Below are 23,410 nucleotides of genomic sequence, written 5' to 3' on the forward strand. Positions count from 1 at the left end.
AGCCACCCCACTCCTCACAGCGGCCCCGTTCCTGACAGTCGCCCTATCCCCCACACCCAGACCTTTCCTGACAGCCGCCCCATCCCCACCAGCCCCACCGTTCCTGACAGCCACCCCACCCCCACCAGCCGCCCCATATCCCGCATCAACCGCGTCCACCCCACTCGCCCTATCCACTCCATGCGCCGCCAAAAACGCCCCCACCGCCGCATCCCACCCAAAGCACTCCGCACGCGCGCGTGCCATCGCCCGTCGGATGTGCTCCGGGCGTTCGAGGACCGCCCGCACCGCGTGGGCGAAGGTGCGGGGCGTGTCGGCCGCGGCCGCCCCCGCGCCGCCCACGATCTCCGGCAGCGCGGACGAGGCGCTGGCCACGACCGGGGTGCCGCAGGCGAGCGCTTCGAGCGCGGCCAGGCCGAAGGTCTCGCAGGGGCCAGGGGCCAGGCACACGTCGGCCGAGGCTTGCAGGGCGCCGAGCGCGGCGCGGTCCCCGACATGGCCGAGGAACGTCACCGGAAGCCGCCGCTCCCGTGCCCGCTGTTCGAGCCGCGAACGCAGCGGCCCGTCGCCCGCGACGACGAGCACGGCCGGTACGCCACGCCCACGCAGCGTCTCCAGCGTGTCGAGCGCCATGCCGGGCCGCTTCTCCACGGAGAGTCGGGAGCACAGCACCAGGAGCACATCGTCGTCCCCGCGCGCGTAGCGGTGCCGCGTCCGCCGGTCCCACAGCCCCGGGTGGCGGTCAGCCAGATCGACGCCCAAGGGGGCGCGTACGACATTGCCCGCCCCGACGCGTACGAACTCGCGCTCCGCCCAGGCCGTGGTGCACACCACGCGCGCGTAGGCGTGCGCGGTACGGGTGTTGAGCGCGTCGGCCGCGCGGCGCGCCAGGCCCGGCGGCAGCCCCCAGGTGCGCATCACGGCGTCCGCCGCCTCGTGGGAGACCATCACGGCCGGGACTCGGGCGCGGCGCGCCCACTCGCCGGTCCAGCGCAGGGTGGTGCGGTCGGAGACTTCGAGGCGGTCGGGGGCGAGGCGTTCCAGGAGGCGGGTGAGGCGCCGCCGGTCGGCGATGACGCGGTAGCCGCCGGTGCCGGGCAGTTCGGGCCCGGGCACGGTGATGACGAGTCCCTGCTCCGTGCGGACGGTGTCGGCGCGCTCTCCGGGGACGATCAGTACGGGGTCGTGGCCCGCGGCCAAGTAGCCGCGGCCCAGTTCCCGCAGGGCGGTGCGCAGTCCGCCGGACGAGGGCGTGACGAAGTTGGCGAGGCGCACGATGCGCAGCGGCCCGGCCGTGCGCGCGGCGCGTGCCGCGGCGAGGGGGTTCATGCCGAGGGCCGCGCTCATGCCGCCACCGCCGTGCGCTCGGCGAGCACTTCTTCGTAGTGCGCGATGAGCTGGTCGCCGATGGCGTCCCAGGTCCGCCCCTGGACGGCGGCGCGCCCCGCGGCCCCGTACGCGGCCCGCAGCACCGGGTCGGCGGCCATGACCCACACCGCGTCCCGCACGGCGGCAGCGTCACCGGGCGGGACGAGGATCCCGGTGCTCCCGGGGACCACCAGGTCGAGCGGTCCGCCCACGGCGGGCGCGATGACGGGAACGCCGCTGGCCATGGCTTCCTGCACGGTCTGACAGAAGGTCTCCAGGGGCCCTGTGTGCACGAAGACGTCCAAGGAGGCGAAGATCCGGGCGAGTTCGCCGCCGGTGCGGCGGCCGAGGAGCGTGGCTCCGGGCAGCGCCGTGCGCAGGGTGCCCGCGCTCGGTCCGTCGCCCACGACGACGACCCGGACGCCGTCGAGGCCGCACACCTGCGCCAGGAGTTCGACGTGCTTCTCGGGGGCGAGCCGCCCGACGTAGCCGATGATCAGTTCGCCGTCGGGGGCGAGTTCGCGGCGCAGGGCGGGGTCGCGCAGCGTCGGCCGGAAGCGCTCGGTGTCCACGCCGCGCGGCCACATCCGCACGCGGGGTACGCCGTGCGCGACGAGGTCGGTGAGGGCCGCGGTGGAGGGCGCGAGGGTGCGGTCGGCGGCGGCGTGCACCGCGCGGATGCGCCGCCAGGCGGTGGCCTCGCCCCGGCCCATGTACGTCCGCGCGTAGCCGCCGAGGTCGGTCTGGTAGACGGCGACCGTGGGCAGGTGCTTGCGGGTCGCCGCGGCCATGCCGCGCGCACCGAGCACGAAGGGGCTGGCCAGATGGACCAGGTCGGCTTGGTGCGCGCTCAGCGCCGCCGCCAGCCGTCGACTCGGCAACGCGACCCTGACCTGCGGATATCCGGGGAGCGGCAGGGAGGGTACGCGCACGACGGGGCACGGGGAGAGAGGGTCGGCGTCGGCGTCGGCACCTGCCGCGGTGGCGGGGGCGACGACAAGGGGCTCGTGACCGCGCGCGACGAGTTGCCGGGCGGTCTGCAGGGCGCAGTGCGACACGCCGTTGATGTCGGGCGGGAAGGATTCGGTGACGATGACGACACGCATACCCGTGTTGTCGTCAGACGGGGCGTGCCCACGTCAACGTGGATCTTTCCTGACGAGGAACGTCCCATGAGCGTTGCGCTCCGGGGGTCCGTCCAATTCACCGCAGGCGGGGCGTTCCGCACTGGGCGGGGGCGGGGGCCGGGCCTTCGAGGGACGGGGGCTCTTCGAGCGCGGGGGGGGCGGCCCAGCCCACGTCGCCGCCGTCCACCGGCGCGGCTCTCCTTGACAGCAATCCGTGCAGAGGCCCTGCTCAGAACCGTACGGCGGCGAGGGAAGGCGAACTCCGCGAACGACCGGCCGAGAGCACAGCCAGGGCACACCCGGAGCCCATCGGGAGGGCACCCGGAACCCATCCGGACCTCGCCCGGAGCACATCCGGAGCCCACCCGGGACCCCATCCGAAGCCCGCCCGGCGCATCCAGCACCCGCCGACTTCCCAGGCCCCGGCCATCAGCACGGCACCGAAAGGGCACCGACCGGGCACCGCCCCGACGCTTTCCCCCGTCGCCCCAATCTCACACGGCAGGCGCGTCCGGCCCGATCCGGCTCCGTACCGCCGACTGCACGTCGTCCTCCTCGGCGGGATCCGCGGCGAGCCTGCGGAGGCGGTTGACCACGCGGGCGTCGCCGGTCTCGGCGTGGCGGGCGGCGACTTCGCGGGTGGATTCCTCGCAGTCCCACAGGCACTCGACGGCGAAGCCCGCGGCGAAGGAGGGATCGGTGGCGGCGAGCGCGCGAGCGGCGCGGCCTCTGAGGTGGGAGGAGGCGGTCTCGCGGTAGACATGGCGCAGGACGGGCGCCGCGCAGCCGATGCCGAGGCGGCCCGCGCCGTCGACGAGCGGCCACAGGGTCGGCGCGTCCGGGCCTTCGCCGCGCACCGCCTCGCGCAGCGCGGCGAGCACCAGCTGGCTGTCCTGGGCGCCGCCTCTGCAGGCGAGCACGCGGCCGGCGGCCGCGCCGAGCGCGTCGGGGCGTCCGGCCCACTGCCGGGCCCGCTCGACGGCGGCGACGGAGCGCATCCGCTCGAACGTCTCAGCCGCGATGTCGGCGACGGCGCGCGACGGGCTCTGCGCCGCTTCTTCCAGGAGGTCGAGTACGCCGGGGTCGTTGGCGTCGGCCAGATAACACAAGGCCGTTCCACGCTCGGCGTCCGCGCCGTGGCGGGCGGCCTCGACGATCTCGGCGCGGTCCTCGGGTCCGGCGACGGCGGTCAGGCAGCGGGCGGCAGGCACATGCAGTGCGGCGCCACGCTCCAGTCCTTCCTGGGCCCAGGCGAGCACGGCCCGCACGCTCCAGCCGGGGCGTGGCCCCGCGGGTGCGAGCTGGCGCTGCCAGCGGTCGAAGGAGCCGCGCTCGGCGGCGGCGCGCACGCGGCCGCCGATCTCGGGCCGAGGATCCTCCGCCCACAGCCGCCAGGGACGGGGCTCGAAGGCGTCGCGCACGGCCTCGGTGAGCGCGGCCTCGCCCTCCGCGTCGGTGGGGAAGCGGGCCAGGACGGGAACGGCGAGGGCGCGTAGGCCCGCGTCGTCGTCGCGCAGGGCCAGTTCGTCCAGGGCCCAGGCCCAGTTCGCCCCGTACTCGGCGTAGCTGCGCAGCAGGCGCAGGGCGTCCAGCCTGTCGTACGAGGCGAGGTGGCCGAGGACGGACAGCGCGAGCCCGGTGCGTGAGTCGTCCGGGTCGAGTGTGTCGTCGGGGTCGAAGAGATGGCGCTGGATCGCGCCGAGCCCGCCGTTCAGATCGAGGTAGAGCCGCGCGTAGTACAGCGAGCGGTTCTCCACCTGCCAGTCGTGCCGCGGGTCGTGCAGCACACAGTGGTCGAGGGCGGAGAGCGCCTCGGACCGAGGCGCGGTGAGTGCGTGCAGGGTGCCGTCGCCGCGGCCCCGCTGCAGCAGGCCGAGCAGCGTACCGCTGGGCGCTATGACCGGTTCGAACATGGGAAACAGCCTCACATCAAGCGTCGACGCAACCGGGAATCCGCACTACCTGGCCGCGCGCCAACACGTCGGGCCGCCCCACGTCTCTTGCTTGCTGAAGACCATCTTCCTCTGCCTCTCGTCGGTGACCCGGAGGGTCCCGGACGCCATGTCCGGGGTCGGGCCGCTCACGGTCCGCGCGCTGCGGCAACACCTGCCCCGACGTCGCGTCCGTGAATCACGTCGTCATGATGACCCAGCGGTTCAACCCGCCGCGACCACATTTCCGGCGCCCCCGTGCTGCCGGACCGCCTACCCGCTCAGGCGGCGCCGAACAGTGCGAGCAGTTCGGCCTTCTCGAACATGCGCGCGGTGTCGATCGCCGACGGCGTGCCCGCGGCAGGATCGGCGCCCCCGTCGAGCAGCGCCCGGACCACGTCGTCGGAGCCCTTGAAGACGGCACCCGCGAGCGGCGTCTGGCCCTTGTCGTTGACGCGTCCGACGTCCGCGCCGCGCTCGATCAGGACCCGGACGGTGGCCACGTGGCCGTGGTACGCGGCGAGCATGACGAGCGAGTCGCCGCTGTCGTTGGTGAGGTTCGCGGACACGCCCGCGTCGACGTACGCGGCGAGCGCGTCGGTGTCACCGGCTCGGGCCAGGTCGAAGATCTTGCCCGCCAGCGCCACGACCTCCGGGTCGGGGACGGCCGCGCTCCCCGTGTCGGGGACTTCATCGCTCACAGTGATGATCGCCTTTCGTGTTCCGCGTGCACAGGGCCGAAACGAATGCGCGGCCGGTCCGGATCGTTCCCGGTGTCCCAGCCGTGCAGCCGTACGAGTGAATCGACAGGGTACTGCCCGTCACGGCACATGACCGACCGCGTCCACGGCAAAGATCACGTCGGGTGACGACCCCCACCCCGGTCCCCGCTCCGAAACCGCCTCCGACGCGCACAGTCGGCCCATCAGGCCGCCGCCATTCGGGGTAAATATCGGAAATTTACCCCATTTGCACCCTTTATCGTATGGATACATGCTGTGAGTCTGGAAGAACTCATGGTGACTGTCCCCATCGACCAGGAGAAACCTCATGATCCTGTCCATCTCAGGTGTCGTGCTGCTCGGAGTCATCGTCTTCCTCTTCTTCCGCAAAGACGGACTGAAGGCCTCCCACGCGCTGGTGTGCGCGCTCTTCGGCTTCTACCTCGCGGGCACCGCCATCGCCCCGAGCATCAAGGCCGGAGGCGCGAGCCTCGCGAGCTTGCTCGGCGGCATCAAGTTCTGACGGTTTCCGACGGTTCACCGCTCACCACCACCCCCAGGAGAACGACGTGGCTCGGCGCCCTCTCCCCCGCATCCTGAGCAACGGCACCGCCCAGATCGCCCGGAGCCGGGAGCACATCGCGCGCAGTCGCGAACTCGCCCGGTCGGCCGCCGACAGTGCCACCGACGTCCTCCACCCGCTGATCACGATCACGCGCGGGCTGCGCCGCCTCGCCGGAGCCGGGCGGCGCAAGTGGTCCGAGACCCCCAAGGACCGCCGGGGCCCCCTGCTGTTCCTGGTGGCCTCCGTGGTCCTCGTCGTGGCGCTCATTCCCTACGGTCCGCTGCTCGCCGCCATCAGCCTGATGGCGGCCGCCGCCTGGACCGGCCGTGAGCGCACCGCGCCGGCCCCCTCCGGCCCGGACGACGCCCAGGTCCAGCGGTTGCAGTCGCTCTACGAAGCACTCGTGCCGTACTTCTCCGTCCCCGACGATCCGAGCCCGCTGTTCGCGCACGGCGGCGAGTGGGACAAGGCCTTCAGCGACTACACGTTCGACGACGACGGCCGCGTCTCCCATCTGGTGCTGCGCTACCCCGCGTACTTCACCGACGGCGAGGCCGAATCCCGCGCGCGCATCGAGCAGTTGCTGCACGCCAAGTCGGGGCGCGGCCGGGAGTACCACTTCACGTGGGACGAGGAGGGCAACACCCTCACCGTGACCGTGCTGCCGCCGCTGCCCACCGACATCGCCGCCCAGCGCTTCGTCACCGCCCCCGGCGAGACCGTGCTCGGCTTCACCGACCCGTCCGCCGTGCAGCGCACCCTGCCCGTGGCGGACGGCGACGAGCAGCGCGACGTACCGCCCGTCGTGTGGCGCACCGGCGGCCGCTCCACCGAACCCCATCTGCTGGTCCTCGGCCACCCAGGCAGCGGCACCACCACACTGCTGCGCTCGGTGGCCCTGCAGGCGCTCCAGTACGGCGACGTCGTCATCATCGAGGGCGGCGGCACCGGCGACTTCGCGTGTCTGACGGGGCGCGACGGCGTCCTCGCCGTCGAGTGCGGGCTCGCCGGGGCGCTCGCCAGCCTGGAGTGGGCGGCACACGAGACGGAGCGACGGCTCATCGCCGCGAACCGCGCCCGACAGACGGGCCACCCCCCGCCCGACGACATCAAGCGGCCCCTGTGGATCCTCCTCGACCGCCCCAGCACCCTCGGCCACCTGGCCGCCGCCGACGGCCACCGCGATCCGCAGACGCTGCTCCAGGTGCCGCTGCGGCACGGGCGCGCCGCGGGCGTCACCGTCGTCGTGGCCGACCAACTCGACAGCGCGGACGCCCTCACCGACGCCGTGTACCAGCACACCCGCGCGCGCGTGGTGCTCGGTCCGGCCACACCCGGCCAGGTCGAGGAGGTCCTGGGCGCGCGTCCGCACACGACCCCCGCGGCGGACCTGCCTCCCGGGCGCGGCTACGCCCGTCTCGGCACCGGCCCCGTGCACCGCCTCCAGGTCCCGGCGACCCCCGACCCGTACGACGACGCCACGAGCGACGCGCACCGGCGGGCCGTCCTCGACCTGCTCCCCGCCCGCACGACACCGGCGGACGCGGCGCTGGCCCCCGCGGTCGCCGAGGGCTGAGCGCGCCGGGCGGAGGGACCCTCACGCCACGAACGTGTGCGGCCCCTCCGCCCCGGATCCCGCGCCCGTCCCCGACTCCACCAGCCGGGCAGCCGCGGCGAGCCGCACCGCGGCCTCCTCGGCGACGGCCCCGCCCACGGTGAACGGCAGGCGCACGTAGCCCTCGAAGGCGCCGTCCACGCCGAAGCGGGGGCCCGACGGCACCCGCACGCCCACGCGTTCGCCGACCTCGGCGATGCGCGAGCCGGAGAGCCCGCCGGTGCGCACCCACAACGTGAGCCCGCCGTGCGGCACTTCGAACTCCCAGCCGGGCAACTCGCGGCGCACGGCGGCGACCAGCGCGTCACGGTTGTCGCGGGCCTGCTCCCTGCGCACGTCCACGGCCTGCTGCCAGCCCCCGGTGCTGAGCAGCCAGTTGAGGGCCAACTGCTCCAGGACGGGGGTGCCGAGGTCGGCGTACGCGCGCGCGGCGACCAGGCTGCGGATCACGTCGGGCGCGGCGCGCACCCAGCCGATGCGCATGCCCGCCCAGAAGGCCTTGCTCGCCGAGCCGACGGTGATGACGGTGGAGCCCGCGGGGTCGAACCCGCAGACGGGGCGCGGCATGGCGAGACCGTCGTCGAGTCGGAGTTCGCTCATGGTCTCGTCGACGACCAGGACCGTGCCCGCGTGCCGGGCAGCGTCGACCAGGCGGCGGCGCTGGTCCTCGTCGGCGAGCGCGCCGGTCGGGTTGTGGAAGTCGGCGACGACGTACGCGAGCCGGGGCGCGGCGTCGCGCAGGACCTGGCGCCAGCGGTCCATGTCCCAGCCGCCGAGGCCCTCAGCCATCGCCACGGGCACCAGGCGCGCGCCCGCCTCGCGCATCAGCTGGAGGATGTTGGCGTAGCTGGGCGACTCCACGGCGATGCGCTCGCCGCGGCCCGCGAAGAGGTGGCAGATCGCGTCGATGGCTCCCATGGCGCCGGTGGTGACCATGATCTGTTCCGGCATGGTGGGTATGCCGCGCGCGGTGTAGCGCTCGGCGAGCATGGCGCGCAGGGCGGGGAGTCCGGCCGGGTAGTCGCCGTGGGTGTGGGCGTAGGGCGGGAGCTCCTCGAGTGCGCCCTGCACGGAGCGGGTGAGCCAGGGCTCGGGCGCGGGCAGGGCCGCGCAGCCGAGGTCGATCATGGAGCCGAGCGCTTCCGGGGGCAGCGGTTCGAGGCCGCGCGCGGGCAACGGGTTCCCGGCGGGGACCGCCGTCCAACTGCCCGCTCCCCTGCGGGACTCCAGGAAGCCCTCGGTGCGCAGCGCCTCGTAGGCGGCGGCGACGGTCGTCCGGCTGACGGCGAGCGCGACGGCCAGCTCGCGCTCGGCGGGCAGGCGGGCGGCCACGGGAACGCGTCCCTCCAGGACGAGGAGGCGGATACCGTCGGCAAGGGCGCGATAGGCGGGCGGGCGGCGGGTGCCGGCGCCCGCGGGGCGCGCCTGCTGGGAGGTGAGCAGTCGGGCGAGCTGGGTCGAGCCCACCGCTGATGTCCACTGAGGCATGATCCCAGTCCACCTTCGTCGAATTGGCCATGGTTGGCGTCCGCCACCAAGCCACAGAGTGTCATGTGTCAGGCCACTACCACCACGGGGGCTTCTCTTGTCCAGGGCGAAATCAGGTCGGCCCACTACGGGATCGCACGGCGGGCGCCACCTCACACGGCGGCTGTGCCAGCTGTACGTCGGTCTCGCCCTGTACGGCGCCAGCTCCGCACTCCTGGTGCGCTCGGGGCTCGGCCTGGAGCCCTGGAACGTGCTTCACCAGGGCATCGCCGAGCGCACCGGGATGTCGATCGGAGTCGTGTCGATCTTCGTGGGTGCCGCCGTGCTGCTTCTGTGGATCCCCCTACGCCAGCGCCCAGGCCTCGGGACGGTCTCGAACGTCTTCGTCGTCGGCCTGGCGATGGACGGCACCTTGGCCCTCGTACCGGACGCGCACGCCCTGGGCATCCGCATACCGCTCCTGGTGGCGGGGATCGTGTTCAACGGCGTGGCGACGGGTCTCTACATCGCGGCCAAGTTCGGTCCTGGACCGCGCGACGGCCTGATGACGGGTCTCAACGAGCGCACCGGGCGCTCGATCCGCCAGATGCGGACCCTCGTGGAGGTGGCGGTCGTCGTCACCGGCTTCGTGCTCGGCGGCACCGTGGGCGTGGGGACGGTCCTCTACGCCCTGTGCATCGGCCCCCTCGCCCAGTTCTTCCTGCGCTTCTTCGCCGTCCCCGCATCCACCGCGGGCCGCGTCGTGGCCTCCGGAGAGCCATCGGAGCAGGCGATACTGCAACGGTGACCACGCGCGTACGCCACCCCTACCTCGACCACCCCGGCCCGCTCGCGTTCGCCCACCGCGGCGGCGCGGCCGACGGCCTGGAGAACACCGCGGCCGCCTTCCGCCGCGCCGTGGACGCGGGCTACCGCTACATCGAGACCGATGTGCACGCCACGGCGGACGGCAAGCTGGCCGCGTTCCACGACGCGACGCTCGACCGGGTCACGGACGCGTCGGGCCGGATCGCGGACCTTCCCTGGAGCGAGGTGAGCCACGCGCGCGTGGCGGGCACCGAACCGGTCCCCCTCTTCGAAGAGATGCTGACGGCCTTCCCCGACGTGCGCTGGAACGTGGACGTCAAAGCGGAGTCCGCCCTCCTGCCGCTCCTGGAACTGATCGAGCGCACCCGCACCTGGGACCGGGTGTGCGTCGGCTCCTTCTCGGAGGGCCGCGTCGCGCGCGCCCAGCGCCTGGCGGGGCCGCGACTGGCCACGTCGTTCGGCACACGCGGCGTCCTCGGACTGCGGCTGCGCTCTCTGGGGGTGCCGACGACACCGCGGGTCTCGGCGGTGTGCGCCCAGGTGCCGGAGGCGCAGTCGGGGGTCCGGGTGGTCGACCACCGCTTCGTCCGCACCGCCCACGCGCGCGGGCTCCAGGTCCACGTGTGGACGATCAACGACGCCGATCGCATGCACGCCCTGCTCGACCTGGGCGTCGACGGCATCATGACGGATCACATCGAGACCTTGCGCGACGTGCTCAAGGACCGGGGCACCTGGGTCTGAGGACCCGGCGTTTTCCCGTATCCGGTGCTGCGGGCCACGAAGAGGAAAGAAACGGAAAAGAAGCCGAGTACCGCCGGATGCTTCCACGTACGAGTTCGGCGACCGGGGCGCGGTGCGGCTCGGGCGGCTGCCTTTCGGACTGACGTACCAGCTCACAGGGCCGTACCGGGACACGATCCCGTCGCTCGTAGCGCCCTTCGCGCTCGGGCGCGGGCCGCTCGCGCGGGTTCCGGTACGGCGCGCGGCGCGCGACGCGGGCCGTTTCGGACCCGGCCGGATTTAGCACCGAGCGGCGAAGGCCGGTAGTGTACGCGTTTGGCCTGCCAGGCGGACCGTTACTGCGCGCTGAGGATTCAGAAACGCTGGGTGACATCTGCTGCCAGATGTGACAAACCGGGCGCTGGTGGGTACAACAAGGGGCGGCATACGACGGCGACGCATGACCCTGAACGGGAATCTTTACCGCCGACCGGACGTTGACCGGATGACGACGACAGCGACACCTGTCCTGTGGGCGACAAGCCCGGGAGGCACGATTCATGAGTGAGCGAGCTCTTCGCGGCACGCGCCTCGTGGTGACCAGCTACGAGACCGACCGCGGCATCGACCTGGCCCCGCGCCAGGCCGTGGAGTACGCATGCCAGAACGGACATCGATTCGAGATGCCGTTCTCGGTGGAGGCGGAGATCCCGCCCGAGTGGGAGTGCAAGGTCTGCGGGGCCCAGGCACTTCTCGTGGACGGCGACGGACCTGAGGAGAAGAAGGGCAAGCCCGCGCGTACGCACTGGGACATGCTCATGGAGCGCCGTACTCGAGAAGAGCTCGAGGAGGTCCTTGAGGAGCGCCTGGCGGTTCTCAGGTCCGGTGCGATGAATATTGCGGTGCATCCGCGTGACAGCCGCAAGTCCGCGTAAGCGCGCGGACCGCGGAGCGGAGTAACGACGAGGGCGGGCCCGCTGCTTCGGCAGTGGGCCCGCCCTCGTTTGTGCGGATGGGCAGTGCCCTCGCGGGGGCGCCCCAGTCCCGCCCCTTCTCCGAAACCGGGGGCTGCCGCCCCCTGGACCCCCGCTGTCGGCGCTCCGCGCCTCGTCCTCAAACGCCGGACGGGCTGGGACTCACCGGCACATCTTCAGCCCCTCGTGGGGGTCCCCCCTGCTCCTTAAGAGCTTGGGGGAGTTTGAGGAGCGGGGGTCTGGGGGCAGCGCCCCCACGCGGCGGAGCCGCAAATCGACACAGCCGGGAAGGGGCGGCGCTGGGGCGCACCCGCGAGGGCCAAGCCTCAGCGCGGCAGCTGTGGGTCCTCCGGCCCCCGCGACGGCCCGTGCGGCGCCGAGGGCCCGTCCTCGCGGATCACCTCACCCTGGACCACCTTCCCGCCGGGGTGCTGCATCCGAGCCTGTTGGAAGGCGTCCCCCAACCCCCCGGGCGCCGCGGCCGCGGCCGCACGCACCTTGCGCTCGAAGGCCCGCTCGGCACTGCGACTGAGAACCTTCTGCAACGGCGGCACGAGCAGCAGCAGCCCGACGGCGTCGGAGATCAGACCGGGCAGGATCAGGAAAAGACCGCCGAGCATCGTGAGGGCACTGCCGCCCCCGGAGTCAGGCGTGGCCGCAACCCCCCGCTGCTGCTGTTGCACCGCCTCGCTGAGGTTTTTGAAGGCGCGCCGCCCGGCCCGCTTGATGACGAAGGAGCCCAGCACCAGGCCGCCCACGAGGAGCAGGAAGACGGTGAGCCCGCTGGTGGCCCCGGCGACGACGGTCAGCAGCCAGATCTCCAGGACCAGCCAGGCGGCGAGTCCGAGCGGCAGGAACCTGAGGACGCGCGAGCGCCGGGGCCGGGCGGGCTGGGTGGGAGGCGGTGCGCCAGTCGTCATGCCCCCAGTGTGCCTGGGCGCGGCTCAGACCGGCATAAGGGGGTGATCAACAACGTACGGGATCAGGGAGAGGATTTGCGGCCCAGGACCTTGCCGACCCGCTCCCCCACGCCCCACGCCGTGACCCGCCACAGCGCCTCGGCGACGATGTCGCGGCTCATCTTGCTGTCGCCGAGCTCCCGCTCGACGAAGGTGATGGGCACCTCCACGACGTGGTAGCCGGCCTTGATGGCGCGGCGGGCCAGGTCGACCTGGAAGCAGTAGCCCTGGGAGGCCACGTCGCCCAGGCCGAGGCCCTGGAGGGTCTCGCCGCGGAAGGCGCGGAAGCCGCCGGTGACGTCGCGGATCGGCACGTCGAGGAGCAGCCGCGAGTACGTGCTGCCACCGCGGGAGAGGAACTCACGGGACCGGGGCCAGTTGACGACCCGCCCGCCGGGCACCCAGCGCGAGCCGAGCACGAGGTCGGCGCCCTTGAGGGCAGTGAGCAGCCGCGGCAGTTCCTCGGGCTGGTGGGAGCCGTCGGCGTCCATCTCGACGAGGACTCCGTAGCCGTGCTCCAGGCCCCAGGAGAAGCCGGCGAGGTAGGCGGCGCCGAGGCCTTCCTTGCCCTTGCGGTGCAGGACGTGGACCTGGTCGTCGTCGGCCGCGAGTTCGTCGGCGATCTTCCCGGTGCCGTCGGGGCTGTTGTCGTCGGCGACGAGGACGTGCGCCTGCGGCACGGCGGTGCGCACCCGGCCGACGATCGCCTGGATGTTCTCCGCCTCGTTGTAGGTCGGGATGATCACCAAGGCCTCGCCGAGCGGGCCGAACTGCCGCTCCGCGTCCGCTGCTTCGCTGATCCCGCCGCCGTTGCTCACTACTGCCCCTTCGTTCGTACGCAGGGAACCACCATAGTGGCCCGGGCCTGGGGTGTTGCGACGCCACGGACCGTCGGCCCGGCAGGGACGCGGCGGGGAGGGCGACAGTGTCCGGAGCGCGACTTTCGTCCCCCCGGGGATCACGCAGGAGCGATCCTGCGGATCGGGCCCGGCGCCCTTCGGGCCGGCCTGGGACCCGCTGGCTGCGGATCGACCGAGAGCCGTTGTCTACTGAGCGGCCGGGCCCTACCCGGGTCGCACCTCCCCCGAGCTCCTGGGAGCAGGAGGGACGACCCCCTTCCGGCGGATGCGTTCCCGCGCCTGAGCGTCGTGGGCGCTGGACCTGGCTCCCGGTGGCGGTGCGCCGGGGTGGCACACCGACCATGATCCAGCGGCGGTCGACGGTTGTGCGCGGGTTCGCCGGTCGGACGTCCTGTGGTGGACGCGGCCGAAACTACCCGCCGACGGCCGCCGTCTGTCAATAGCCCTCTGACCTGCGTCTTTTGCGCAGATCAGCAGGTCAGTGGCGAGCGCCGCAGGTCGCGCGACGCGCCGTGTGGCCCCGTTCGGAGCCGCGCCGCACCGGTGACATCACTCGTTAGGCCGTACGAATACCGGCTGTCCGCCCACCACGGTCCGCAGGCAGCGGGGCAGTTCGGCGCCGGGGCCGAGGTCGGGAAGGCCGGGGGTGCCGGAGCGCGGGTCGGTGGACCAGCGGGCGACCCGGTCGTCGGGTGCCTGGACGACGAGTTCGCCGGTCCGCCACACGGCGTAGTCGGCGGGGGCGCCGGGCACCAGGACGCCCGCGTCGTCGCGGCCGATGGCACGCCAGCCGCCGCGCGTGTGGGCGGTGAAGGCGGCGCGCACGGACACCCGGTGCTCGGGCGTGCGGTGGAAGGCGGCGGCCCGGACGGTGCCCCAGGGGTCGAGGGGGGTCACGGGGCTGTCGGAGCCGAAGGCCAGCGGGACACCGGCGCGCAGGAGGGCCGCGTACGGGTTGAGGGCACGAGCCCGTTCGGCGCCCAGGCGCTGGACGTACATGCCGTCCTCGCCGCCCCACAGCGCGTCGAAGGCGGGCTGCACGGACGCGGTGAGGCCGAACTCGGCGAACGCGGCGACCGTCTCGGGGGTGAGCATCTCGACGTGCTCGACGCGGTGCCGCGCGGCCCGCACCCGGGCCAGGCCGACCTTCTCCGCGGCGGCGCGCATCCCGTCCACGACGGCCCCGACGGCGGCGTCCCCGATGGCGTGGAACCCGGCCTGAACGCCCGCCTCCGCGCAGGCCACCACGTGCGCGGCGACGTCGGCGGCGGTCAGGTAGGCGTTGCCGGTGCCGGGGGCCTCGTCGGCGTAGGGCTCGCACAGCCACGCCGTGTGCGAGCCGAGCGCGCCGTCCACGAAGTGGTCACCGGCAGCGCCGATGGCGCCCAGCTCGCGCGCGCGGGCGACGCCTTCGGCGCCCTGCTCGGCCCAGTACCCGACGACCCGGGGCCCGGCCTCCTCGTCGGCCAGGCGCAGCAGTGAGGTGAAGTCGTCCTCGCCGGAGATCACGGGGCCCGCGCACTCGTGCACCGAGCCGATGCCGAGCGAGGCGGCGTGCCGGAGCGCGGCGCGCTGGGCGGCGGCCCGCTGCTGGGGCGTCACGGCGGCGTGGGCGGCGGTGCGCACGGCGTGGTGGGCGTCGGCGGTCAGCGGCGCGTCGGCGTGGAACCCGGCGGCGTCGGCGACCCCGGGGACGAGGTCGAGGAGGGCGGTGCTCGCGACGGCGGAGTGCACGTCGATACGCGACAGGTAGAGCGGGCGGCCGCCGGTGGCCTCGTCGAGTTCCCTACGGGTGGGCGGACGGCCGCCGGGCCACCGGGCGGCGTCCCAGCCGTGGCCGAGCAGCACGCGGTCGTGTGGGTGCGCGGCGGCGTGTTCGCGTACGAGAACGAGCGCGTCGTCGAGGCTCCGGGCGCGGGACAGATCGAGTCCGGTGAGCGTGAGCCCGGTGGACGTCATGTGCACATGGGCGTCCGTGAACGCCGGGGTGACCAGGTTCCCTTCGAGGTCGACGATCTCGTCGACACCGTCGGCGAAGCCGTCGGCGGCGCCCTCGGAGCCGACCCAGGCGATGTGCCCGCGCTCGACGACCATCGCGGTCGCGAAGGGGTCGGCGGGGCTGTGGACTTCGCCGCCGCGCAGCAGGACGGTGCGATGCCCGGTTTCGGGGGTGATGCGCTCACTCATGGGGAACAGTCTCGCGCCTGCGCGCGAGGCTCCGGTTCGCGGGGCCCCCGCCGGGTCAGATCCGGGGCGGCCGCGACTCGTAGGGCGTCGAGAGGACCACCGTCGTATGCGTGGAGACCCCGGCGAGCGTGCGCAGCCGGGCCAGCAGGTTCTCCAACTCGTGCGGGGTCGCCACGCGCACCTTGAGCAGGTAGTTCTCGGCGCCCGCGACGCTGTGGCAGGCCTCGATCTCGGGCACTCCGGCGAGCCGCTCGGCGATGTCGTCGGGGGCGCTGGGATCGAACGGCTTCACCGCGATGAAGGCCGTGAGCGGCAGGCCGACCGCTTCGGGGTCCACGACGGCGGCGTACCCGCGGATCACTCCTCGCTGCTCCAGCCTGCGCACCCGCTGGTGCACCGCTGACGTGGACAGGCCCGTGGCCTTGCCCAGGTCGGTGTAGCTCATCCGCCCGTCCTTGACGAGCAGCTGCACGATTTGTCGGTCCAGCTCCTCCATGCGCCGAACCTACAGGCCTCTTGATCCTCACCGATACCTGAGAGACGCAAGGGATGAGGCAAAACGCGCGCCCCGGCCCCCGGAGGGCACGCACGCCGGCCCGAAGGCGCCCGCCCCGGCCCCTGGAAGGCGCGCACCCCGTCCCGGCGCCCCGGCGGCCACCCCGCGCGAAGCGGCATCTCCATCTGGCATGTGACGAACACCACAGACATATGACCGTGTCCGTCGGGCAGGAGCGATTACCCCCCGGACCGGACGGGAAGTGCTTGCTGTGGTCGAGGCCGCAGCGCCTTGTCGGCCCACCCGAGGGGGAGATTCCCATGCAGAACCTGAAGCGCCCCGGTCGTTCCACGCGCCGCAAGCAGCAGCCCGTCGAGCTCGAGCCCGCCCCGGAGGGCGTCGAACAGACCGTCACCGACGACGGCACGGCGGACGAACCGGACGCGTACGACACCTACGAGATGTACCGGGTGATCTGCCCGGACTGCCGGCAGCCCATCGCGCTCCTCGCGGACGAGGACGCCCTGCCCGAGCACGCGCTGTGCCCCACTCCGTGGAACCCGTTCGGGCTCACCGTCTGCGCCGGCACGGGCCGCGCCGCGTCCGAGGCCAGTGCCGCCGACGAGTCCCTCGAGGCCCAGGAGCAGGACACCGCCCTGCTCCTGACGCTGCCTCAGGGCCTGGACTGGCGCACCCAGCCGTTCTCGCACGTGGGCGGGCCCGGCTCGCGTCCGATCCGGGTGCCCCGCCAGGCCACCCGTCGCGCGGCCGCCTGAGACGCCTCGGACCCCGGATCGCGGCACCGCCGGGCCGGGCCCGGCACACCGTCACTCATAGCTGCCCTGCACCATCGCCGCGAGGCTGGCGTGGTGCAGGATCAGCGTGTCCGGGTCCGCCGGTACCGTCGCCTCCCCGAAGTGCACCTGCCGGTAGGCGACCCGCAGCATGACGATGGCGTGCCGCAGCGCCGCGTACAGCGTGTAGAAGTCCATGTCGCGGGGCCGGTGCCCGGTGAGTTCGGCGTACCGCTCCTCGATCCGCTCGCGGCGCAGGAAGTCGGGCAGCCCGCTCTGCCCGAAGCTCACCGTGAGGTCCTGGAAGAACCGGTGCAGGTAGACGGTCCAGCCGAGGTCGACCTCGCGGGGCGCCAGGCACGCCATCTCCCAGTCGAGCACGGCGGCGGGCTCGAAGCCGTCGTAGATGATGTTGCCGATGCGCGCGTCGCCCCAGTTGAGCACCGGCGCGCCTTCCTCGCGCGGCCAGAGGTCCACCAGTTTCGCGAAAGCGCTCTCGATGAGCGGAGAGCGCGGGAGTCCGGTCACCACCCAGTCGTAGTAGGCGCGTTGTGAGGCGACATGGCGGCGTAGCGCGCCGCCCTCGCCGGGCAGCGCGAGGAACGCGGCGTCGGCGGCCGGGACTTGGTCGTGCAGGCGCGCGAGGACGGAGACGGTGGCGTCCTCCAGGTGCGCGCGCTCCGCGTCGCTCGCCTCGTACAGCCAGTTCCCCTCGTACGTATAGGGCATCACGTCGGGCGGCACCCGCCCCGCGACCCGCTCCATGACGAAGAAGGGCGCGCCGAGCGGCCCGGGGTCCCGTTCGAGCCACAGCACGCGCGGCACGGGTACGTCGGTGTACTCGGCGACCAGGCGCATGGTGCGGTGCTGGCGCTCCATGTCGTACACGGGGAAGATCGTGTACGCGGCCGGGTCCGCCGCGAGGCGCAACGCGCACCGCGCGAGCGGCGGTTCAGGGTGCTCGATGTCGAAGAGGAGCGTCTCGCTGGACATGCCGTTCGACTCGGGCACGGACACATGGACGGTTTTGGCGCCCGGCAGTTGGCCGCCGAGCCAGGTCGTGAGGCGCCGGGCGAGGTCGTCCGGTGCACGGGTCGTGGTGCGCAGTCGGGGCCGGTCGGATTCCGTTGCCATGTCCGTACTCCTCCCTCGGGGCGCCCGGACGCTCAGGGCGCCATGGAGCCGAAGTCCGCGAAGCCGCTCGGGTCGTGGCGGCCGAACGTGCCGTGCTCGAAGATGCCGTGGCCGACGCGGCCGTCCAGGGTGAAGCGGGCCGCGTGGTCGATGACCCCGTACGCGGCCAGCGGGTGCGCGGCCGGGTCGGAGAGGTCGTAGGTGCGCCGGTCGACCCAGTCGCGGCCGCGCCAGGTGCCGTGCTGCCAGTCGTCGGCGGGCGGATACCCGGCGCCGACGGCGAGCGGCAGGGACGTCAGCGTCTCGACGCCCAGCTCCAGGGGCTTGCGGGTCTCGGGGTCCATGAGGTGGACGACGGCACGTTCGGGGTGGCGGGTGCCGGAGCGGTAGCTGATGTCGGCCTGGGGCCAGCCGAGTTGGCGGTCGGGGTGGCCCGGACGGACGAGCGTGGCGTCGTTGAGGGTGCGGTAGCCGTCCGCGTCCTCCTGGGTGATGACCATCAGGAAGCGGTCGTCGAAGCGCACCGGGCACCAGATCCAGTGGAAGCCCTCGGTCGGGAAGTCCTCTTCGAGACGGCCCGCCTCCTCGCCCGGAATGGGCCGCACCCCCCAGCTGCGGTCCCGGGTCGCCGTCCACTCCCCCGCTGTCACCGCGATCTCCGCCCCACCCGCGCGGATCACCCCGGCGCAGCCGCCCGCCTGCACGAACCGGCGGCCTTCGAGGGTGAGCCTGCCGCCGCGGCGCTGGATGTGGTGCGGCTCCCACAGCGCCGGGAAGTCGGCGCTCCACTCGATGTCGTACGCGAGCGAGTCCGCGTCGTCCGGGTCCGCCGCGCAGGTCAGGCGCAGCCTGCGCAGGGGCTCCTCGACGGTGATGCGCAGCGGGCCGACGGACAGGTTCGACCGGTCGTCGCCGAGCGCGTCGGAGGCGCGGACGGCGTGCAGGGTGTCGCCGGTGCGCAGGGTCGCGTAGGCGTCGATGACACCGGTGTTCGGGTAGACGCCGAGGCCGAGGATGAGCAGGGCGCGACCCTGGTGGTCGAAGAGGTGGAAAATACAGCGGTCGTAGGCGTTCCGGTCGCCGGTCGCCACGTGCTTCATCGACAGTGGCACCTGGTGGACGGGGTACTCGTCGAGCGGTACGGGGCGGTCGTCCGACACGGCACATCTCCCTGGACTCCGGGGAGTTGACGTCGCCCGGTGTGCGGCGGACCCCGGCGTGGAGGTGACGGTACGTCAGTTGCCGTGCCGGGGCCAGACACGTGCCAGGTCGCGTTCACCCGGTGGCGCGGGCGCCGAGCGCCGTGCGCGCCGCGGCCGGACGGGGCATGAACGCACGCACGATTCGACCCGGGGGTGACCTGGCCTCCGCGCCGACCGTTGGCCCGGCATGACCACCCCCACCCACGCTCCGGCCGGCCACCGCAGGCGCCCCCTCGCGACCACGCCCGCCGCCACCGCAGAATCGGTTCCTCACCGGCCCCAGTACACCCACTACCCGCAGCCGAACCCGTACGCACAGCCGTCCCAGTACCCCCAGCAGCAGCCGTATTCACAGCAGACCCAGTACCCGCAGCAGACCCCCACGGTCCCGCCCCCGCCGCAGCCCGTCCCGGTGCAGGACCCGCCGATCTACCGCGCCCTGCTGCGCCTGTGGGCCGAGCGCGGCCGGACGCTGCCGGGCCGCCACGACCCGGAGTGGGTGCGGCTCGCGGCGCCGACCGTGCGCGGCGGCCAGTTCGGCGGGCAGTACGGGGCGGAGCGGCCGTTCGGGACGGACGGGGGGTTCGGCTCGGAGGGGGCGTTCGGTTCGGGCAGGGACACGCGGTACGGCATGGACCGGGAGGCGCGTTTCGGCACGGACCGGGACACGTCCTTCGGCGTGAACCGGGACACTCGGTTCGGCACCGACCGGGACGCGTGGTTCGGTACGGACCGGGACAACCAGTTCGGCCCCGTCCCCGGCGCTCCCCCCGACCCGCGGCTCAGCGCGAGTCGGGACCCGCGAGATGGCGGGCGATGACCATGCGCTGGATCTGATTCGTGCCCTCGACGATCTGCAGCACCTTGGCCTCGCGCATGAAGCGCTCGACCGGGAAGTCGAGGGTGTAGCCGTAGCCGCCGAGCACCTGCACGGCGTCCGTCGTGACCTTCATCGCGGTGTCCGTGCACAGCAGCTTGGCCATCGCCGCCTGCTTGGAGAACGGGCGGCCCGCGTCCCGCAGCCGGGCCGCCGCCAGGTACAGCGCCCGGCCCGCCTCGATCTGCGTCGCCATGTCCGCGAGCATGAAGCGCAGGCCCTGGAAATCGGCGATGGGGCGGCCGAACTGCTTGCGCTCGGTCGCGTACGCCACCGCCTCGTCGAGCGCCGCCTGGGCCACGCCGATCGCGCACGCCGCGATGCCGAGCCGCCCCGAGTCGAGCGCCGAGAGCGCGATCGCGAAGCCCTGCCCCACGTCCCCGATGCGGCGGGCGTCGGACACCCGGACACCGTCGAAGTGGAGCTGCGCCGTCGGCGAGCCCTTCATGCCCATCTTCTTCTCCGGCACCGCGGCCGTGAGCCCCTCGGCGTCGCCCGGCACCAGGAAGGCGGTCACGCCGTGGGCGCCCTCGCCGCCGGTGCGGGCCAGGACGGTGTAGAAGTCGGCGATGCCGCCGTGGGTGATCCACGCCTTCGTACCCGTGATGACCCAGTCGTCGCCCTCGCGCACGGCTTTGGTGCGCAGCGACGCGGCGTCGGAGCCGGAGGACGGCTCGGACAGGCAGTAGGCGCCGAGCAGGCCGCCGCCGAGCATGTCGGGCAGGTGCTCGGCCTGCTGTTCCTTGGTGCCGTACCCGGCGAGCCCGTGGCAGGCGAGGGAGTGGACGCTGACGCCCAGGCCGACGGTCAGGCGCGCGGCGGCGAGTTCTTCGAGGACCTGGAGGTAGACCTCGTACGGCTGGTCGCCGCCGCCGAACTCGGAGTCGTAGGCGAGACCGAGCAGGCCCGATTCGGAGAGCAAGGTGAAGAGTTCGCGCGGGAAGCGTCCGGCCTCCTCCTCGGCGGCCGCGTGCGGCGCGATCTCGCGCTGGACCAGTTCACGCACGAGCGCGAACAGATCCCGGGCCTCTTCGGTGGGCAGCTGACGCTCGACCGACTGTGCGGCTCCCTCGGGCATGGCGCTCTCCTCTCCCTGTCGGGCGCTGCGACGGGCTCGCGCACGGGGTGTGGCGCCGCCGTCGGGGACACTGCCAAGCCGATGCTGCCCTTCCGGGTCTCGGAAGCGGCTGACCAGCGACTGTGGCGGGTTGAGTATGCCCGATCGGCGGCATGGCGTCACGGGTTCACGGGCCGTGCGACTGATCTTCACCGGCCTGTGTCCGGCACGGCCGCGCCGGGCACCACGGAGCGGGAATTGGTCCGAACCATTGACGCAATGGTCTAGTCCTCCTAGAGTCCAGCGGCACAAGACGTCTTCGCGTTCATGCCAATTCAACACGCGACTACGTAGGGGACGTTGACGCGCCCCCTGCCCGGTCGCGCGGCCCTGCCCGCAGGGGCGCGAAGTGTCCGCAGGTCAGTAGGTCAGCACCACCCCCACATGCTCCCCTCTCCCCCCACGAGGAGACAGCGATGCCACGACCGAACCGTCCCCGCGCCCGCTTCAGGGCGCTCCTGGCCACCGCTTGTTGCGCCGTGCTCGGCGCGGGCCTGCTCGCCGGCGCGGGCACCGCGGCCGCCGACCAGAACACCGGCACCCCCGCCGAGGCAGACGCCAAGGCGGGCTCGCGCGTGGTCGGCTACTTCACCGAATGGGGCGTCTACGACCGGAACTACCACGTCAAGAACATCGAGACGTCCGGCTCCGCCAACAAGCTCACGCACATCAACTACGCCTTCGGCAACGTCCAGGGCGGCAAGTGCACGATGGGCGACGCCTACGCCGCGACGGACAAGGCGTACACCGCCAGCCAGAGCGTCGACGGCGTCGCCGACACCTGGGACCAGCCCCTGCGCGGCAACTTCAACCAGCTGCGCAAGCTGAAGAAGAAGCACCCGAACCTGAAGGTCCTGTGGTCCTTCGGCGGCTGGACCTGGTCGGGCGGCTTCACGCAGGCCGCCCAGAACCCGGCGGCCTTCGCCCAGTCCTGCTACGACCTGGTCGAGAACTCCAAGTGGGCGGACGTCTTCGACGGCATCGACATCGACTGGGAGTACCCCAACGCCTGCGGTCTGACCTGCGACACCAGCGGCCGCGCCGCCTACAAGAACCTGATGTCCGCGGTGCGCGCCAAGTTCGGCTCCAAGAACCTGGTGACCGCCGCCATCCCGGCTGACGCCTCCTCCGGCGGCAAGATCGACGCCGCGGACTACGCGGGTGCCGCACAGTCCGTCGACTGGTACAACCCGATGACGTACGACTTCTTCGGCGCCTGGGACGCCAAGGGACCGACGGCACCCCACTCGCCGCTCAGCTCCTACTCCGGCATCCCGAAGGCCGAGTACCACTCGCAGGCGACGATCGCCAAGCTCAAGGGCCTCGGCATCCCCTCGGACAAGCTGCTCCTCGGCATCGGCTTCTACGGCCGCGGCTGGACGGGCGTCACCCAGAAGGCGCCGGGCGGCACCGCGACCGGCCCCGCCCCGGGCAAGTACGAGCAGGGCATCGACGACTACAAGGAACTGAAGACCAAGTGCCCGGCCAACGGCACCGTCGGCGGAACCGCGTACGCGCACTGCGGCAACAACTGGTGGAGCTACGACACCCCGGCCACCATCGCCGGGAAGATGAACTACAAGAACCAGCAGGGCCTGGGAGGCACGTTCTTCTGGGAGCTGAGCGGTGACACCAGCAACGGTGAGCTGATCAAGGCCATCAACTAGCGGTCGCCGTACGACAGTCGCGGGGGGCGGGAGCCGGCGGGCTCCCGCCCCTTCGTCATGCGGCCGGCGGGGCGGGGAAGGCGGGCTCGAACTCCTCGATGACGCCCAGCGTCTCGCGCAGCATGCGCACCAGGTAGTCGCGCACGGTGTCGCGCTCCAACACGTCCGCCGCCCCGATCCAGTCGAGCGTGACGCCCTCCACGCTGCACAGCCAGCCGAGCAGCGCCGTGCGCACCAGGGCCGGGATGTCACGCCGTCCGTACGCCCCGTCGGCGATGGTGCCGATCATCGCCTCGCGCACGCCGTCGCGTATGGCGTGCACCTCGGCGTCGAAGCCGACGCCGCCGCTGACGATGGTGCGGTAGGCCTCCTGGTGGTGCTCGGCGTAGCGCAGATAGCCGTCGATCGTGCGGTGCACCCGCTCCGTGGGCGGCAGTTCGGTGCCGCTGGCCGCGCGTTCGACCAGGTCGGCGACCGAGTCCTCGATGATCGCGAGGTAGTAGCCGCGCTTGGACTTGAAGTAGTAGTAGATCAGCCCCTTGGCGACGCGTGCCTGTCTCGCGATGTCGTCCATCGACAGCGCGTCGTAGGACGTGTCGGCGAACAGCTTCCGGCCGATGACGATGAGTTCGGCGCGGCGCGCCACGGATCGGTCGGTGCCGCGCGCCTGCGGGCGGGCCGCTCCTCGGGAACGATCGGTACCGCGCTGTTGACTATTATTCAATTTCGGCCCTAGTCTCCAACTGCCTCGGGATCAGCCGCAGTATGGCAGACCCACGTCGCCTGCCCGGACGGGC

General features: G+C 72.7%; 20 protein-coding genes and 2 pseudogenes. 9 read left to right on the forward strand and 13 right to left on the reverse strand.

The features are described 5' to 3' along the window. Positions 1-171: 171 nt before the first annotated feature. The 4 genes and pseudogenes from ACZ6BG_RS25295 to ACZ6BG_RS25310 all read right to left on the reverse strand — a co-directional run. Positions 172-1,329: pseudogene (locus ACZ6BG_RS25295) on the reverse strand (glycosyltransferase); the annotation flags it as partial. Between the two features lie 14 nt (positions 1,330-1,343). Beyond that, positions 1,344-2,474, reverse strand: a complete 1,131-nt coding sequence (locus ACZ6BG_RS25300; RefSeq protein WP_469005369.1) for a glycosyltransferase family 4 protein — start codon at positions 2,472-2,474, stop codon at positions 1,344-1,346. Between the two features lie 515 nt (positions 2,475-2,989). After that, on the reverse strand, positions 2,990-4,408 hold the full coding sequence (locus ACZ6BG_RS25305; protein ID WP_469005371.1) for a HEAT repeat domain-containing protein: 1,419 nt from the start codon (positions 4,406-4,408) through the stop codon (positions 2,990-2,992). A gap of 299 nt (positions 4,409-4,707) precedes the next feature. Further along, entirely contained in the window at positions 4,708-5,127 is a 420-nt protein-coding gene (locus ACZ6BG_RS25310) for an ankyrin repeat domain-containing protein (RefSeq protein ID WP_469005373.1), read from the reverse strand. A 349-nt stretch (positions 5,128-5,476) separates the two neighbouring features. Between ACZ6BG_RS25310 and ACZ6BG_RS25315 the strand changes: the two genes are divergently transcribed. Together ACZ6BG_RS25315 and ACZ6BG_RS25320 are read left to right on the forward strand one after the other, a co-directional pair. Further along, positions 5,477-5,671, forward strand: a complete 195-nt coding sequence (locus tag ACZ6BG_RS25315; RefSeq protein WP_030360399.1) for a hypothetical protein — start codon at positions 5,477-5,479, stop codon at positions 5,669-5,671. Between the two features lie 46 nt (positions 5,672-5,717). Further along, complete coding sequence (locus ACZ6BG_RS25320) at positions 5,718-7,289, forward strand: P-loop NTPase family protein (RefSeq protein WP_469005376.1); 1,572 nt, start codon at positions 5,718-5,720, stop codon at positions 7,287-7,289. A 21-nt stretch (positions 7,290-7,310) separates the two neighbouring features. Here ACZ6BG_RS25320 and ACZ6BG_RS25325 read toward each other — a convergent pair whose 3' ends face one another. Next, positions 7,311-8,816 carry an SCO1417 family PLP biosynthesis transcription factor gene (locus ACZ6BG_RS25325; RefSeq protein WP_469005378.1) on the reverse strand — a complete coding sequence of 502 codons (1,506 nt, stop codon included), beginning with the start codon at positions 8,814-8,816 and terminating at the stop codon, positions 7,311-7,313. A 97-nt stretch (positions 8,817-8,913) separates the two neighbouring features. Here ACZ6BG_RS25325 and yczE point away from each other — a divergent pair, with 97 nt between their 5' ends. The 4 genes and pseudogenes from yczE (at position 8,914) to ACZ6BG_RS25345 (ending at position 11,281) form a co-directional block, all read left to right on the forward strand. Continuing rightward, the gene (gene yczE / locus ACZ6BG_RS25330) at positions 8,914-9,603 is read left to right on the forward strand and encodes a membrane protein YczE (RefSeq protein ID WP_469005380.1); all 690 of its coding nucleotides are present in this window, start codon (positions 8,914-8,916) and stop codon (positions 9,601-9,603) included. Continuing rightward, the gene (locus tag ACZ6BG_RS25335) at positions 9,600-10,367 is read left to right on the forward strand and encodes a glycerophosphodiester phosphodiesterase (protein ID WP_469005382.1); all 768 of its coding nucleotides are present in this window, start codon (positions 9,600-9,602) and stop codon (positions 10,365-10,367) included. The genes yczE and ACZ6BG_RS25335 overlap by 4 nt, the downstream gene beginning before the upstream one ends. Before the next feature lie 82 nt (positions 10,368-10,449). Continuing rightward, a pseudogene (locus tag ACZ6BG_RS25340) lies at positions 10,450-10,650 on the forward strand (MFS transporter); the annotation flags it as partial. Between the two features lie 256 nt (positions 10,651-10,906). After that, positions 10,907-11,281, forward strand: a complete 375-nt coding sequence (locus ACZ6BG_RS25345) for an RNA polymerase-binding protein RbpA (RefSeq protein ID WP_030360404.1) — start codon at positions 10,907-10,909, stop codon at positions 11,279-11,281. A 365-nt stretch (positions 11,282-11,646) separates the two neighbouring features. Here the strand turns inward: ACZ6BG_RS25345 and fxsA are convergent, their stop codons facing one another. The 4 genes from fxsA to ACZ6BG_RS25365 form a co-directional block, all read right to left on the reverse strand. Continuing rightward, entirely contained in the window at positions 11,647-12,240 is a 594-nt protein-coding gene (fxsA, locus tag ACZ6BG_RS25350) for an FxsA family membrane protein (protein WP_469005385.1), read from the reverse strand. Between the two features lie 62 nt (positions 12,241-12,302). After that, the gene (locus tag ACZ6BG_RS25355) at positions 12,303-13,097 is read right to left on the reverse strand and encodes a polyprenol monophosphomannose synthase (RefSeq protein ID WP_468453392.1); all 795 of its coding nucleotides are present in this window, start codon (positions 13,095-13,097) and stop codon (positions 12,303-12,305) included. 591 nt (positions 13,098-13,688) lie between these two features. Continuing rightward, entirely contained in the window at positions 13,689-15,326 is a 1,638-nt protein-coding gene (locus ACZ6BG_RS25360) for an amidohydrolase (RefSeq protein WP_469005389.1), read from the reverse strand. 55 nt (positions 15,327-15,381) lie between these two features. After that, positions 15,382-15,822 carry an Lrp/AsnC family transcriptional regulator gene (locus tag ACZ6BG_RS25365; RefSeq protein WP_468453388.1) on the reverse strand — a complete coding sequence of 147 codons (441 nt, stop codon included), beginning with the start codon at positions 15,820-15,822 and terminating at the stop codon, positions 15,382-15,384. A gap of 320 nt (positions 15,823-16,142) precedes the next feature. Here ACZ6BG_RS25365 and ACZ6BG_RS25370 point away from each other — a divergent pair, with 320 nt between their 5' ends. Continuing rightward, a complete protein-coding gene (locus ACZ6BG_RS25370; RefSeq protein ID WP_469005391.1) occupies positions 16,143-16,598 on the forward strand; it encodes a hypothetical protein in 456 nt (151 codons plus the stop codon). A gap of 51 nt (positions 16,599-16,649) precedes the next feature. On the opposite strand, the gene ACZ6BG_RS25375 is transcribed toward ACZ6BG_RS25370, so the two are convergent. Both ACZ6BG_RS25375 and ACZ6BG_RS25380 read right to left on the reverse strand, forming a co-directional pair. Next, positions 16,650-17,750: a phosphotransferase family protein gene (locus tag ACZ6BG_RS25375; RefSeq protein ID WP_469005393.1), complete on the reverse strand. Its 1,101-nt coding sequence runs from the start codon at positions 17,748-17,750 to the stop codon at positions 16,650-16,652. Between the two features lie 32 nt (positions 17,751-17,782). Further along, a complete protein-coding gene (locus ACZ6BG_RS25380; protein ID WP_469005395.1) occupies positions 17,783-18,910 on the reverse strand; it encodes an Rv3169 family protein in 1,128 nt (375 codons plus the stop codon). 229 nt (positions 18,911-19,139) lie between these two features. On the opposite strand from ACZ6BG_RS25380, the gene ACZ6BG_RS25385 reads away from it, so the two are divergent. After that, a complete protein-coding gene (locus tag ACZ6BG_RS25385) occupies positions 19,140-19,772 on the forward strand; it encodes a hypothetical protein (protein ID WP_469005397.1) in 633 nt (210 codons plus the stop codon). Here ACZ6BG_RS25385 and ACZ6BG_RS25390 read toward each other — a convergent pair. Further along, a complete protein-coding gene (locus tag ACZ6BG_RS25390) occupies positions 19,735-20,907 on the reverse strand; it encodes an acyl-CoA dehydrogenase family protein (RefSeq protein WP_469005399.1) in 1,173 nt (390 codons plus the stop codon). The genes ACZ6BG_RS25385 and ACZ6BG_RS25390 overlap by 38 nt on opposite strands. A gap of 455 nt (positions 20,908-21,362) precedes the next feature. Between ACZ6BG_RS25390 and ACZ6BG_RS25395 the strand changes: the two genes are divergently transcribed. Further along, entirely contained in the window at positions 21,363-22,613 is a 1,251-nt protein-coding gene (locus ACZ6BG_RS25395; RefSeq protein ID WP_469005401.1) for a glycoside hydrolase family 18 protein, read from the forward strand. A 55-nt stretch (positions 22,614-22,668) separates the two neighbouring features. Here ACZ6BG_RS25395 and ACZ6BG_RS25400 read toward each other — a convergent pair whose 3' ends face one another. Next, positions 22,669-23,337 (reverse strand): TetR/AcrR family transcriptional regulator, encoded by a 669-nt coding sequence (locus tag ACZ6BG_RS25400; RefSeq protein ID WP_469005405.1) that lies wholly within the window; start codon positions 23,335-23,337, stop codon positions 22,669-22,671. Positions 23,338-23,410 lie beyond the last annotated feature (73 nt).

The sequence above is a fragment of the Streptomyces sp. NPDC041205 genome (assembly GCF_055591765.1).